General features: G+C 45.7%; 13 protein-coding genes and 1 tRNA gene. 10 read left to right on the forward strand and 4 right to left on the reverse strand.

Features of this window, described 5'->3' with window-relative positions; all coding sequences use genetic code 11:
• Positions 1-65 precede the first annotated feature (65 nt).
• The 7 genes from KTO58_RS21745 (at position 66) to KTO58_RS21775 (ending at position 7,076) form a co-directional block, all read left to right on the forward strand.
• Positions 66-140, forward strand: a tRNA-Arg gene (locus tag KTO58_RS21745).
• Positions 141-303: 163 nt separating this feature from the next.
• A complete protein-coding gene (locus KTO58_RS21750; RefSeq protein WP_095837379.1) occupies positions 304-1,362 on the forward strand; it encodes a chemotaxis protein CheB in 1,059 nt (352 codons plus the stop codon).
• 45 nt (positions 1,363-1,407) lie between these two features.
• Positions 1,408-3,660 (forward strand): CheR family methyltransferase, encoded by a 2,253-nt coding sequence (locus KTO58_RS21755; protein WP_198315158.1) that lies wholly within the window; start codon positions 1,408-1,410, stop codon positions 3,658-3,660.
• A gap of 39 nt (positions 3,661-3,699) precedes the next feature.
• Positions 3,700-5,226: a sensor histidine kinase gene (locus KTO58_RS21760; protein ID WP_198315157.1), complete on the forward strand. Its 1,527-nt coding sequence runs from the start codon at positions 3,700-3,702 to the stop codon at positions 5,224-5,226.
• A 3-nt stretch (positions 5,227-5,229) separates the two neighbouring features.
• Positions 5,230-5,592, forward strand: coding sequence for a response regulator (locus KTO58_RS21765; RefSeq protein ID WP_095837378.1), 363 nt, complete (start codon positions 5,230-5,232; stop codon positions 5,590-5,592).
• Between the two features lie 28 nt (positions 5,593-5,620).
• The gene (locus KTO58_RS21770) at positions 5,621-6,412 is read left to right on the forward strand and encodes a helix-turn-helix domain-containing protein (RefSeq protein ID WP_095837377.1); all 792 of its coding nucleotides are present in this window, start codon (positions 5,621-5,623) and stop codon (positions 6,410-6,412) included.
• Between the two features lie 202 nt (positions 6,413-6,614).
• The gene (locus KTO58_RS21775) at positions 6,615-7,076 is read left to right on the forward strand and encodes a carboxymuconolactone decarboxylase family protein (RefSeq protein WP_095837376.1); all 462 of its coding nucleotides are present in this window, start codon (positions 6,615-6,617) and stop codon (positions 7,074-7,076) included.
• Between the two features lie 352 nt (positions 7,077-7,428).
• Here the strand turns inward: KTO58_RS21775 and KTO58_RS21780 are convergent, their stop codons facing one another.
• On the reverse strand, positions 7,429-7,629 hold the full coding sequence (locus KTO58_RS21780) for a hypothetical protein (RefSeq protein ID WP_157752800.1): 201 nt from the start codon (positions 7,627-7,629) through the stop codon (positions 7,429-7,431).
• Between the two features lie 637 nt (positions 7,630-8,266).
• Between KTO58_RS21780 and KTO58_RS21785 the strand changes: the two genes are divergently transcribed.
• Positions 8,267-9,844, forward strand: a complete 1,578-nt coding sequence (locus KTO58_RS21785) for a hypothetical protein (protein ID WP_157752799.1) — start codon at positions 8,267-8,269, stop codon at positions 9,842-9,844.
• Between the two features lie 175 nt (positions 9,845-10,019).
• The gene (locus KTO58_RS21790) at positions 10,020-10,574 is read left to right on the forward strand and encodes a GNAT family N-acetyltransferase (protein WP_095837373.1); all 555 of its coding nucleotides are present in this window, start codon (positions 10,020-10,022) and stop codon (positions 10,572-10,574) included.
• A 197-nt stretch (positions 10,575-10,771) separates the two neighbouring features.
• On the opposite strand, the gene KTO58_RS21795 is transcribed toward KTO58_RS21790, so the two are convergent.
• Together KTO58_RS21795 and KTO58_RS21800 are read right to left on the reverse strand one after the other, a co-directional pair.
• The gene (locus tag KTO58_RS21795) at positions 10,772-11,260 is read right to left on the reverse strand and encodes a hypothetical protein (RefSeq protein WP_157752798.1); all 489 of its coding nucleotides are present in this window, start codon (positions 11,258-11,260) and stop codon (positions 10,772-10,774) included.
• 13 nt (positions 11,261-11,273) lie between these two features.
• On the reverse strand, positions 11,274-12,179 hold the full coding sequence (locus tag KTO58_RS21800; protein WP_095837371.1) for an SMP-30/gluconolactonase/LRE family protein: 906 nt from the start codon (positions 12,177-12,179) through the stop codon (positions 11,274-11,276).
• 139 nt (positions 12,180-12,318) lie between these two features.
• Here KTO58_RS21800 and KTO58_RS21805 point away from each other — a divergent pair, with 139 nt between their 5' ends.
• Positions 12,319-13,065 (forward strand): hypothetical protein, encoded by a 747-nt coding sequence (locus KTO58_RS21805; RefSeq protein WP_095837370.1) that lies wholly within the window; start codon positions 12,319-12,321, stop codon positions 13,063-13,065.
• Between the two features lie 209 nt (positions 13,066-13,274).
• Here the strand turns inward: KTO58_RS21805 and KTO58_RS21810 are convergent, their stop codons facing one another.
• Positions 13,275-14,930 carry a glycoside hydrolase family 76 protein gene (locus KTO58_RS21810; protein ID WP_095837369.1) on the reverse strand — a complete coding sequence of 552 codons (1,656 nt, stop codon included), beginning with the start codon at positions 14,928-14,930 and terminating at the stop codon, positions 13,275-13,277.
• Between the last annotated feature and the right edge of the window lie 42 nt (positions 14,931-14,972).

Below are 14,972 nucleotides of genomic sequence, written 5' to 3' on the forward strand. Positions count from 1 at the left end.
TAATTGAAAACACTTACTTTTGCTCTCCCTTTCGGGATTCCGTACCCATCAGTACCACCCGGAATGGCCCCGTAGTTCAATGGATAGAATAGAAGTTTCCTAAACTTTAGATCCAAGTTCGATTCTTGGCGGGGCTACCACTTCACTCATCTATAACCACCGGCTTCCGGTGGTTTTTTATTTGTATTACCACATACTCCCAGCAACTCAACCATACCTTATGGCATAGTATTAGAGGTCTTTCTGTACACGCCAGCGGACTGCAACAGGCAATCAAGTTGTACAATATTTCAAACGATAATAATGGGTAAACGCGACATCATCGTAATAGGGGCCTCAGCAGGAGGCTTTGAAGCAATTCAACAGCTGGTCGCAGATCTGCCATCAAATTTCAATGCTTCCATATTTATTGTGTGGCATATGTCTCCGAATGTACGCGGCATACTCCCCCAGGTATTGAATCGTATAGGCAAAATACCCGCTGCGCATGCAATGGATAGAGAACCCATCCGGCCCAAACGCATCTATATCGCTCCGCCTGACCACCACCTCTTGCTGGAAAAAGGCAGGGTAAGAGTAACACATGGCCCCAAAGAAAATCGCTTCCGCCCCGCTATAGATCCTTTATTCCGTTCTGCAGCGCTCACCTATGGAGTACGCGTGATCGGCATCGTACTTTCCGGTGCACTGGATGATGGCACCGCAGGACTATGGGCAGTAAAACAACAGGGCGGACTGGCAATAGTACAAGACCCCGCCGACGCAGAGGTCTCCTCAATGCCTGACAACGCCATCAATGCCGTCAGAGTAGATCATATAGTGCCAGTAACACGCATCGGCGCTTTACTCGACACACTCATCAATAAAGAAATCCCGGAAAATAATGGCTCCGAAACAGGCGACATCAAAAGAACCTGGATGGAGGTACAGATTGCTATGGAAGAAAAAACCTTCCATCAGAATATATTTGAACATGCAGCGCCCTCACCGTTTACATGCCCCGAATGCCATGGCGTACTTGCCGCCATCACGGAAGGCGACCGTATCCGTTTTCGCTGCCATACAGGTCATGCGTTTTCAGCTGATAGTCTCTTGGCTGGTATCACCGAAAATATCGAGGAAACATTATGGAACGCGATCCGCAGCGTACAGGAGAGCATGTTACTACTGAACCACATGGGCGATCATTTTGCAGAAGCTAATCAACCTAAAATAGCCGCCATGTACTTCAGAAAAGCCAAAGAAGCTATGCAACGAGCTGATCTGGTACGAAAAGCAGTATTTGATCATGAACAGTTAAATACAGAAATTGTCCTACAGCAAGCCGGCGATAAAAAAGAGAATATTCCCTCTGGCGGCTGACATTATAGTAACTTACACAGTTATTAGCCATTACCATATTGTCATATGAAAGAAGCACAACCCAATCAAGATAGCAATAACATTCTTGCAGGCCGCCCCGACAAAGATGATCTGCTGGTAGTAGGCATAGGGGCTTCCGCTGGCGGCGTACATGCATTACAGCTTTTTTTTGAAAATGTCCCCGCCAATCCATCTATGGCATACGTGGTGATCCTGCATCTGTCGCCAGATTACGACAGCCAACTGACAGAGATCCTACAACAGGCTACCCATCTGAAAGTCATGCAGGTAAAAGAAAAAACCAAGGTACAAGCCAACCATGTATATGTCGTGCCCCCAGACCGCCATCTGGTAATGTCTGACAACCATATCCTCGTTTCTGAAAACACAGAAATAGAAGACAGACGGGCGCCCGTAGATATCTTTTTCAGAACGCTTGCTAACTCTCTCGGCCCACGGGCCGTATGTGTAATCCTCTCCGGCACAGGAGCCAATGGCTCAATGGGTCTCAAACGGGTAAAAGAATGCGGTGGCGCAGCTTTCGTACAAAATCCTCGCGAAGCCGAATTTAATGAAATGCCGCGCAACGCTATCGCTACAGCATTGATAGATGATGTACTACCAGTAGCTGAAATACCAGAAAAGATCATCGCCTACAAACTGAGCCTCGGTACCGTGGAAATACCCGTCGATAGCGAAAAAAGAGTAGAAGAACAACAACATGCCCTCCGCGAAGTCTTCTCTCATCTTCGCCTGCGAACTGGTCACGATTTCTCTAATTATAAACGACCTACCCTCCTCCGCCGCATAGAACGACGCATAAATATCCGTAACCTGAACAGCCTGCAGGCATATGCCATTTACCTTCAGCATAATCCGGATGAAGTAACAGCACTACTCAAAGACCTGCTGATATCAGTCACCAACTTCTTTCGCGATAAAAAAGCATTCGAAGTACTGGAACAGGATATCATCCCTACCATACTTAATAACAAAAAAGCAGAAGACCAGGTAAGAATATGGATAGCCGGCTGCGCTACCGGAGAAGAAGCCTATTCTATGGCCATGCTCTTCGCCGAAAAAACATTAGGATCCATAGATGCACCTAAAATACAAGTGTTTGCAACAGACATTGATGAAACAGCTATTGCCGTCGCAAGAGAAGGTTACTATACCATCAATGACGCTGCTGACGTATCCCCAGAACGATTAAGACGCTTTTTTAATAAAGAAGGTGAAGGCTATCGCATCAGAAGAGAGATAAGGGAAATGATCCTCTTCGCCAGCCACAACTTCCTCAAAGATCCGCCTTTCTCTCATCTGGATATTGTGTCCTGCCGGAATGTGCTGATATACCTCAACCATACCGCACAGGAACGTGTCATGGAAACATTCCATTTCGCACTGAGACCAGGAGGATACCTGTTCTTAGGACTATCCGAATCCGCTGAAAGTGCCAGCGATCTTTACAATACATTCAATCGGGAGTTTCATGTCTTCCAATCCAAACATATCACACAAAGCAACTATCCGGTCCCTGAGTCAGTACCCAATTTCAAGTTCCCCGAACCAACGATATCCCCTGCAGTAATCTCGCAAGAGAACCGTACACGCGAAAGAGTCACGATGAACGATCTCCACCAGCGACTGCTGGAAGAATATGCACCACCTTCTATGGTCTTAAATGAGGAATACGAGATACTCCATCTATCAGAACGCGCCGGCCGTTACCTGCAAATCACGGGAGGAGAACCCTCCCAAAACCTACTCAAACTCGTTCGCCAGGACCTAAGGCTCGAACTACGTTCGGCCCTTTATCAGGCAGTACAACGCCAAACAGCAGTAGAAGCAAGAGGACTAAGGGTAAATATCGACGGGCAACAAGAAAACCTGACCATACATATACGCCCGGTATTTCGCCAAGGCGATGTGACAAACGGACTTATACTTGTTATCTTCGAACGCAGCGCCGATGACGACGCCAAACAGGAAGTCATATTATCCTCCGACGAACCCGTAGCAAGACAGCTGGAAGAAGAATTGATACGTTTGAAAGCACAACTCCGCGCCTCCATCGAACAACACGAATTCCAGCAGGAAGAACTCAAAGCCTCCAATGAAGAACTACAGGCAATGAACGAAGAACTCCGCTCTGCCGCCGAAGAACTCGAAACCAGCAAAGAAGAACTACAGTCAATCAATGAAGAATTGCGAACCGTCAACCAGGAACTGAAAGTCAAAGTAGAAGAGACCACCCTGGCCGGCAATAATCTACAAAACCTCATCAACTCAGCATAAATAGGTACCATCTTCCTCGATCGCAGTTTCAGGGTAGCCTTGTTCACACCTCCTGCCCGTACCATCTTTAACCTCATTCCTAACGATATCGGTCGCCCACTCTCTGACATCACTAACAAACTCAGTTATGATGATATCATCACCGATGCAGAAGTTGTATTGGATAAATTACAGACCGTAGAACGCGAAATAGGTGCCATCGATGGCCGTATCTTCCTAATGCGGGTACTACCCTATCGCACAGAAGAAGACCGCATCAATGGGGTAGTACTGACCTTTATCGATATGACCGAACACAAGAAAGCAGAGATCGTTCTGCGCGAAAACGAAGCCTGGCTCGATGGTCAAAAAGAAGCATTCCAGGCCGCCATGAATGGACAACCACTGGCAGAGTCACTCAGCGCACTGGGCCGCACCGTCGTAACACAAACAGGTGGCGATGCAAGGTTCGCTTTCTATATGACACCCGCAGGTCAGGAAGGCTTGCATCATATCGTAGGTATGTCCGACGCCTACGCCCTTAAGATCAACGGATTCAAAATCGGCCCCGAATCAATGGCTTGTGGCCTAGCCATGCATACCGGCGAACCAGTCATCACTCCCGACATAGAACTGGAACCGCGCTGGGAATTATGGAAATCCGTAGCCAAAGAATTTAACTACCGCGGCTGCTGGTCCTTCCCCGTTCGTACCACCGGAGGACCCATCGTCGGCACCTTCGCCGTGTATTTCAACGAGCCAAGGGAACCTAAACCACGCGAATTAGAATTGGCAGGAATTGTTGCCTACGCAGCAGCTATCATTATTTCCCGCCATACGGAGCTTACAGAAAGAGCACAAGCCGAAGCAGCCCTCCGCCAAAGCGAACAACAGCTAAAAAACCTGCTAAGGATACGCGACGAATTTATTGGCATCGCCAGCCATGAACTAAAAACCCCTATCACTAGCATGAAAGCTTATGCAGAGATAATCAGGGAAAACATAGCACAAAGCGGACATAGTAAAGATGTCGACCTGCTAACCAGATTAAATGCGCAGATAGACCGGCTCACTACCCTCGTCAACACCTTGCTGGATACTACCAGGATATCAGAAGGCCAATTAAAACTAACACCCGAAACATTCGATATCAATAAATTACTGGTAGAACGAACAGAAGAAATCAAACGTACCAGCCATCACCAGTTTGAAATACAGACACAACCACTACCAATGGTCTATGCAGATGCAGAACGTATTGGACAGGTAATTACAAATCTCTTGTCAAATGCCGTAAAGTATTCCCCCGACGACACAACCATTACAGTAAAAACAGAAAAAGAAAACGATTATATAAAAGTAAGTATAGCAGATAAAGGATATGGCATCTCAGAAGAAGAACAGGAAAAAATATTCGACAGATTCTATCGCATCACCAGCGATAACTTCGATACATTCCCCGGCATGGGTCTTGGATTGTATATCTCCGCACAGATCATTCATAGACACCAGGGTACCATCAACGTGAAAAGCAAACCGGGAGATGGGGCCACTTTTTCATTTACCATTCCAGTTTCAAAACAATAATACATGAAAAAGATCATTCTAGTGGAAGATGATGCCGCCATCCGGGATGTATTTTCTATGGCCCTCGATCCAGAAAAGTATGAGGTACTCACCTACGAAAGAGGTGACTCATTATTAGCAGGCCAAACCGAAGTACCCGATTTGTTCGTACTCGATAAAAGTATCGCTGGCAGCAATGGCCTAGATATCTGCCGCTTTATCAAAAAAAGCCAGCAATACCACCTGGTCCCGGTAGTTATACTCTCCGCCTCCCCAGACATTGTAACTTCCGCCAGGCAGGCCGGAGCAGACGACACAATAACAAAACCGTTTACATTAAAAACCTTAAGGACCGTTATAGAAAAATATACAACACAACAAGGCTGAATTCACCCATTTCCCCTTACCAAACACTATGGTCAAACTTAACACCCTATCAGGCTATCCAGATGCCGATCAGCCCAAACGCACGATTGCTTACCTGCTGATCTGGTGCTCTTCAGGAACCATTGACATAGTGGTCGATGAAAAGAAATTGACCCTTCAACCACATGACGTCCTCACCATTACCTCCGGACAGGTACATTATTTCAAAAATACAACCAATGCGGAAGGATATATACTGGAATTTCCACTAGCCTTCTTCTGTAAAGATGATAACGACATAGAACTGATCTTCCACAATGGACTCTTCTGCCATTTCGATATGAATGAAGTGATCCCTATAAAGCCATATCAGATCATAGAAGACCAACTCAAACTTATCGAAGCGGAACTACAGGAACAACCTTACCAACATCTCATCTCCATTCACTCCAGGATAACGCTGATACTGGTCGCTATCAACAGGGCCAAAGTCGAAAGAGGCGATGAAATATGGAAACCCGATGCCCTATTCCTCAAGTTCCTCGAAATAGCACGATCTAGCTTTGAGAAAAATTACACCATGAAAGACTATGCCAGGATACTAGGTACTACTGAGGCTAAAATCAATGAACAGTCAAAGTTACATACCGGTAAAACAGCCCAAAACGTCGTCTACGAACTGGTCATCTCGGAAGCCAAAAGGCTGTTGATCTATCAGAAACTCTCTGTGAAAGAAGTCGCCTACAAGCTAGGCTTCAATGACCCCTTCTATTTCTCCAATTTCTTTAAGAAATACACCAACGCGTCCCCTAAATCCTACCAAAGCAAAAATAGCCTGTAGATATTACATGCTTTTCCGAAAATTCTCTATTCTTCTGACACGCGTAACAGGCTAATTTTGTGTCATCAGATGGGGAATATACAAAGCACCCCGCCTAACAATAAAATCTTAATTTATTTATTACCAAACAATTAAACACGCGCAAAAACGCGACCACGTACCCTTTTGCCTTACATTTTCAAACCAATAAAAACAGTATAACATGAAAAAAAGGATCAATTTCAATAGCGTTCAACCCACCGCTTATAACGCCATGGATGCACTCGATCAATATGTAGGAACTACTACCGTAAGTAAACAATACCAGGAACTCATCCGGATCAGAGCATCTCAGATCAACGGTTGTGCTTATTGTGTCGATGCACATACCAAAGATGCTTGTGATCAGGGCGAAACATTGCAACGCATCGCGCTGGTAAGCGCCTGGAGAGAAGCGGGCAATATTTTCTCTGATGAAGAAAAAGTATTGTTCAAAATGACGGAAGAGATCACACATATCAGCCAGCAGGGCTTAACCGAAGACACCTACGAAAAGGCGATCGCCTCATTTGGCGAAACACAGACAGCAGAAATAATAATGATCATTGTAACAATTAATGCATGGAATAGAATTGGGGTAGCCACCCAACTTCGACCTGCTCGCCGCAACACAAAAAATGCCTGATACTAAGAAGCCTTGTGATGTTATCACAAGGCTTCCGCTCAATAGAATAAAAACATGTTCTTAGAAACATGAACAACTACGGGTATTACAGATTTTACCTATTTCCGTACACGCGTCTATACATTCAAGTATATCCGAAGTGGGACAGGAAAAGTTCTCAAGATGGCCTCCACCACCGCCAGACAGCTTACTGAGCGCTTCCCGGCTAAGTATAGCAGTAGAGTTACAGGCTGGTTGACAAGACAGGATCGTTTTTTTCATGGCATGTAGATTTTGTACTGCTGAATGTAGCAAAATTCAATGCTTACCTACTTCAGTGAAAGTTTTAGTAAGTCTCTTAATGATAACCTGTTTAGATACAGGAACATGTGCGGGTCTGACATCGCATGCCCTCTTCCCGGCAGACCCGGATACACTCTAATAGATCCTCCTTCGGACAGGCAACAGCGCCAAAAGAACCTACACCACCACCAAACAGTTTACTGAGTGCTACCCGGCTAAGTATAGCATGAGAGCTGTGAAATAGTTGATAGGACAAGATGGCTTTTTTCATGGTATATAGATTTTGTACGGATGATTGTAGCCATATTTAATGCCTACCTATTTTTAGCAAATAAGAAGCATTATGGTGATATGGCTTTTTTAGACACATGTACAGGTGCGGACCTCACAACGCAGGCCCTCTATCTGACACCCGTTAAAACACTCCAATATTTCTGGGCCGGGACAGGGACGGCTTCCAAAGCTACCTACACCTCCGCCCGATAGCTTGCTAAGAGCCATCCGGTCCAGTATAGCATTAGATGTACTTTCTAGTTGACGAAACAGAATTGTTTTTTTCATGGTATATAAATTTTGTACGGATGAATATAACAAAACCCAACGCTTACCAACTTCAGTAAAAAAGTTGCTTCGGTAAGCTATTGAGTAGAAAAAAAGGATAACTTTTGCTATCTCCCTTCAACTCACCCCATCTACCGATAAATATTCAACACCGGCCAATTCGTTTTCTTAAATGGTCACCGCGTTAGCTGAGACAAACCTGCGTATGTATCGCCAACTGGCACATCACTAACCTTTATGTCGCTTTTGTACTATTTGCATACCCATCTTACCGGATACCTTTGCACTGTAAATAGGTAGAGTAGCGCTACTCCGTTAACCGTGTACTGTTAATTTTAAATTACCGTATGAGCACTAAAAGACACTTTCGGTCTGCAATGGCAGGCTCGATACTAATTGCTGCGTTTACCCTTGCCGGATGCAAAAAGGACTATAAAGAACCCCCTGCCAGCGACCCGGTAAATTCCAAAGGAGATTATATGATCTTCAATTCAAAGGAAAAACTACGCCGCTGTATAGAAGACCTGACCTCAGACAACCTCAGTAATGCCACTGCTATCTTACAAAGATACCAGGCCCCCGTAGGATTCCAGTCCTTGTACAATAGCAAGCAGGCACCAATGCAGTCAAATGCAAGAACGGAACAAGCGAATACCGTCATCACATCGTATAACGGACAAGATCTCGTCCCAGACCAATACTTCGCCAGTATCCTGAACGATAAACTGGAAGTACAGGTAGAAAATACGGTCTATAAAGTAACTAAATACGGCACCTTCATGTGTATGCCGGGAAAGCTCGCTCGTGTCAATGAGATCATTCACGAAATGGACAAAAAGGATGGTGCTGACCTTAACCAGCGAACCCCTTCCACAGAAAACGGACCGGTACCAGCAGGTAATGAACGCAGACCAGTAAGACAGGTAGAACCAGGCATAGTCATAATGAGCGGTAACGGCGGAAATCAAAGACCTGTCCGTGGAGATACCACCAATACCGGCGGCGGTGGCGGCGGTGTACGCCCACCAAGGACCCCTCGCAATCCCGCTGATAATGATCCGGAAGAAAATGAACCCGCAGGCGGATATGTTCGCCCAGACAGGCCAGTGGGTGGCAGTACTACCCCACCACCTCTTCCTACTCCGCTCGCGCCTGCCGTATACGACGGGCTGCCTACCTACGAATTCGATGCCCAAACATGGGCAGGACAATTGATCCAGGACGTATTCGGAAGAACGAAACCACATTTCGAATATTTTGATAATACCCATCGCGTAAAGGTGAATTTCTATAACGTGAACTTTGGCGTTTACGCAGCAGCAGGTGTCAACGTAAAAATGCAGACAAAAGGTTGGACCGGCATCTGGCGCAAATTGGAAACAGAAGAACTACGACTAGGATGGGACGGCCTCACCCTAAAATTCAAGATCCCAAATATGCCGCAACCACCAATACCCAAAGTAGATTTCGGCAAACTTAAACTCGGAAATATCAACCTCGATGTTGAATCTATTAGTGTTGCCGGCATCAGTCTGACACAGAAAGCACAACAAGCATTGCACGGCGCACTGGAAGGCCAATATAGAAATGGTGTCAAATACCTTTGGGATTATGTAACCAACGCACTGGCACCTGCGCAGTTCAGTAATCAAAAGCAATATGTCCAGGCTTTCAAAGCAGTATATAAAGATGAGGTAGTAATAGCCCTCGGCAGATATGAAGAATCAGTAAAAAACACAAACGAAATCACCAAAACATTCGACTGGAACGTAGGTATCACTATCAAGTGGAACCCTGACGGTGGAGCCGTGAATCTGGGTGATTTCCAGGGTGCCGCATATAGCTATGAAATATCCGGAGCCAGTGTATATGGCCTGTCCCAATACTATGGTGTCTGGAAAGGAGCGCGCGTTGATAAAAAATAACAGGAACGATTACGATAAAACTCGAAAAGAGCGGGAATAAATATGTCCCGCTCTTTTCACTTACCTTCGATACCACCCAAAAAACCTATAACGGAAGATAAACACGAAATACTCGAAAAGCTTGGGAAGATGCAGCAAATTACCGACTTTGCAGGATCAGCAAACCTTCACGTAAATGCCCATTGCACTAAATGATATCAATACCCCCAGGCTAACCCTCCGTTTATTAGGCGACGATGTAACGACAGCCTGCCTCAACGAAGAGCTTCCTACCGCAACTCAACTGCTACATGCCGACATCTCCGAGGAGTTCCTGGAACACCCCAGCAGCTTGAGACACGACCAGTATCAGCTACAACAAGACCCAGCATACCGCCCATGGTCTTCCAGGGCCATCATACTAAAAAGCGAAAGGAAAGCGATCGGTTTGATACGCTTCCACGAACGCCCTCACGCCGAAACAGAAAAAGAATACAGAAAAGATGCGGTAGAATTTGGCTATCGTATCCTCTCCTCCTATAGGAGAATGGGATATGCCAGAGAAGCCGTCCTCGCCATGATGGACTGGGCACAGGAACAATTCCAGGTACATCGCTTCATCGCATCTGTATCGCCAGACAATGAACCCTCCACTAACCTGGTAAAATCCCTCGGCTTCAAAAAGATTGATGAAGCAATAGACGAAACAGATGGACTGGAGTATGTCTTCCTGCTGGAAAGAACCACATAGATCACATCCCAGGTACCTCCCATACGATATGAATAACCTCCAGCAGTCGCGCTGACTGCTGGAAATCCCATAGAACCACACTTCCTCACTTTGTTAAAAAAACCTGTTGAAAATACACTTGCAAACATCCTGACAATAAAAAGGCGTAGTGACACCACTACGCCCAATAACTTATAAAAGCACTATAACTTGAAAACCTACCTCAATGGAGGCTTTACCACAGAGATCAATACGATCAGGAAAAATACGATCAATTGCATCGGTACTACTAGCTGAAGCGTATGGTGATTGGTCAGGAACAAAGGATCTTGTAATATCGCTGGATCACCTTGGTCCAGCAACGAAAGATTCACCAGCATCTTACGCTCCGTATAGAACATCCCGAAAAGGATCATACCGATCGTTAATAACAATTTCAATACAATCCAACGATGACGGAACAATCCCCAATGTGTCAGCATACCATTCAACAACCCGGTAAAGAAACTGCCAATACCTCCCCAGCCAATGACATTCCAGGCAATGGTACGCAGATTCTGATAAGTGGTACGGGAAGCTCCCAGATCAGTCAGCTCCATACTATTGATCAACGGTAACCACGCCAATAATCCACCCATCCACAACGTCACACAACAGATATGTACCGTCTTTAACACTTTTGTGCCCGTAGGACCGAATTGCCACATAACATGATAGTTTTTATTCTACGCCTTTTACACTCATTTTCAAGGTATAGATAGCCGGCGACGCCGTAATAAACAACAATTGCCGGTCTTTACCACCAAAACAGATATTCCCTACCCATCCCGATGTGATAGGAATATATCCCAGCTTCTTCCCTTGCGGGTTATAAATAGTAACCCCCTTTCCTGTAATATACAGGTTCCCTTGTGCATCAAGTGTCATCCCATCATTACCGTGCTCCAGGAAAAGCTGACGCCCCCCAAGATGCCCGTCGGCCTGTATTTCGTACTTATACGTCTTATTAGCCGCAATGTCTGCCACATACAGATACTTACCATCCGGCGTGCCTACTATGCCGTTAGGCTGCTTCAATCCCTCTTCTACAATAATAGGCTGCTTCGCCCCCTTCGGTAAATAATACACACGCTGCTCCTTGATATCCGGCGCTTGCCGTGTCCAGTAGTCGCGCTGATAATATGGGTCCGTAAAATAAATACCGTCCTTTGCATCCGCCCAGAGATCATTAGGTCCGTTAAACTGCTTACCACCAAAATTATCCAGCAACACCGTCACTTTTCCCTTAGGACTAATAGACCACAACTGATTGTGTTCATCCGCACAGGTCAACAGGTTACCCTTCCGGTCGAAAACCATTCCGTTAGATCTCCCCGCCTTATCCGAAAACAAACGCAGCTGGCCATCTACACCATACTCCCAGATTTTATTGTTCGGCTGATCCGTAAAGTAGATATTCCCCTTCCGGTCTACAGCAGGACCTTCCGTAAAAGAAAACTGACGGGACACCTCCTGCAGCGTAGCACCCTTTGCCACCACTGGGATAGTATCCAGTCCTTGCCCATAGGCCCAGCCCGTTATCATGAATAGCACCAGACTAATACCTGTACCTTTTCTCTTGCTCATAATTACACATTTATACGAAAGTTAAACATCACATTCCAATTATACCAGCCTCTCGCAACTTTTTAACCCACATTTGTCTCACCGGCATTTTTTGTATCTTCCACTAAAGATCCCTGTACAATAAAAAAAATGCCAACTTATGAAATCGCTGATACGATTCCTTTCCTTATTGTATGTTACACTACACCTGTTTATTAATACCCAGGCACAACAGGATAGCGACACGAGCAACATCCTGATCCTAAAAATGGAAGACGTAGTACCGTCAGGCGCACAGTTGCTTGGCAACATAAAAGTTACAGACAAAGGTTTCAAGATAAAATGCTCCTATGACCAAACGATCGCAGCAGCCAAGGAAAAAGCACGCAAAAAAGGTGCTAATCTCATCAAGATCACCGAGCTAAAAACACCAGACATGTGGAGCACCTGCTACCGCTTGTGGGCAGATGTTTACAAACTCGACGACCTGGCGTCTGTGAATGTCAGCAGCCAGCACAGAATAGATTCAATTGTCAGCACATTGATCCCCGAAAATGCAGACTATGCCTTGTTATATGTCTACAGACCCAGCTCAAGTATGGGAGTAGTAGTGCAATACAACCTGCACGTAGAAGACTCCGTAGTATGTCGCATAAAAAGTGGTAGCAAATTCATCGTAAAACTCACCAATAAAGGCAATACCAAACTATGGGCCCGTACCGAAGGGCGAGACGAAGTACAGCTGAATATCCAGCCAGGTAAAGTATATTTCCTGAAATGCGGCGTTAACATGGGCGCTTTCGTTGGCAGACCCTCATTAGCACTCGTCGGCGCCAGCCCGGGACTGGAAGAGTTCAATAAGATAAAAGATACCCGGAAAACACAAAGCGAAGATACTGTCTACTAACAGCTAATAACAATCACCTATAACGAATGAGTAAAAGCGACATAGCATAACTATGTCGCTTTTATACTAGCTACATACCCATCCGGCCGGATACCTTTGTATGTAACAAGCCAGTTAAACATTTAACCCCACTTCGATTAGCATAACGACGCTGGCTAACCTCAAATGGAGCGGGAATTATCACCCGCTCTTTTTTATATCGATCAGTACTAGTGCTTTAATACTTTTGTGGTCAACACCCCCTTACCTGTTTTTACAGTAAGGATATATACGCCTGGCGGCAACAAAGAAAGATCCAGTTGCTGCCCGCTATGGATATGTTTCAATGGCAATACGTTGCGTCCATTGGCATCATACACATGCACTTCCAGCTGCTGCCCTTTGCTATCTGCTACACTGATCCCCAGCTGATCCTTAAACGGATTAGGGAATACCTGCAGTTTGTTATCTCCCGCAGCTGGCTGTTGATCTACCTTTGCCTGCACCCTGGCTGCTGCCGGTGGCGGCGCCGTAATGATCAGTGAAGAAACCCGGTCATTCCAATCCGTACCGATCCACATCGAAGAACTATTCCGTACCGTATTAGCACCTGTGAAATTGTCGTGCTCATAAAATGTTACAGTATACCCGGCCGGCAAAGTAAATGATGAAATATCATCGTTCGCAATACCCCTGGCCATCAGGTCAGACAGCCGGTAACTGCCGGCAACTAAACCAATACCAGCCCGGCCATAGTTAACATCTTTGTAGAAAAAAGACTGATCCAGGGTAGCCGCAGCTTCCATCAACATTACCCCGCTCTGCTGCGTAGAGTGGTCAGTAGTAGTACCCGGACGAGTCGTCCAGTTAGGGTTTACTAACATGTTGGTCGTATTGATACCCTGGTTTTTCAACCCGGCAGCACTGGATGCTAGCGCATTTACATATCGCTCACGGGTGGTAGCAGGTAGATTCCCCTCTCGGGCCAGCAAAGCAAAATAACGGACGAAAATCCCCTTGAAAAGACCACCATCTCCGGCACCCGTCTCATTCGTCCAGAACACGCCATTAGCCAACCGGGTATTCACCGCATAATCAGCCGTTTTGACCGCATCATTTAAATAGCTCTGATCACCGGTGGCCTTGTACAACTCCAGACATCCGCCTATCCACGTCCCTACATTATAAGAGAATATCCAGCTTTTGTTGGTTTCGTTGGTGTTGGCATTATAAGAATCCCATACTGCACCATTTACCGGGTCCACCAGTACATTCTTCTGCCAGGTATAAATGTTTTTAGCGATCTGCAGATCCTGGGCATTACCATTCGTACGATACAACCGCACGGCAAAAATAATGGCAGGCCCATTCGCACAGGCATTGAAAGAACCGGGCGAGTCCTTCTTCCACTGGATAGCCCCTCCCCGCTCAGGATGTATCCCGGTTTTGATATCCGTCCAAAGCAGGTTAGCCACATTCAGATATTCCGCATCACCGGTATGTTCATAACTGCGTAAACTGGATATCGCCAACCATTCCATATCATCATAGTATTCATTGATATATGTATTCCCATTCCGGATCTTGATCCCTCTCAATATGTTTTTCATCCGCTGTTTATAGACGTCAGCACGGGTACGCAGATACCCATCCGCTAATGCGTCCACAGCATGCGCATTCCACCAATAGTTGAAGTTGTCATTATTCGTATTGTTCTGCTTATAATAATTTCCATCCGCAGAAATAAAAAGTTGATGCGCACTGTTCTGTAATGATTCTGCCACAGGTCCATATACGGCCGACTGACCCAGCGAAGTATTCCAGGATAGCAGCAATGATACCGCTAACACACAATATCTTTTGAGCAATGTAGATAATAGTTTCATAAACGTGGGGTATTTAAAGGTAAAAGCCGGAGCAAAAGCAAT

This window comes from Chitinophaga pendula (genome assembly GCF_020386615.1).
Classification (GTDB): Bacteria; Bacteroidota; Bacteroidia; order Chitinophagales; family Chitinophagaceae; genus Chitinophaga; species Chitinophaga pendula.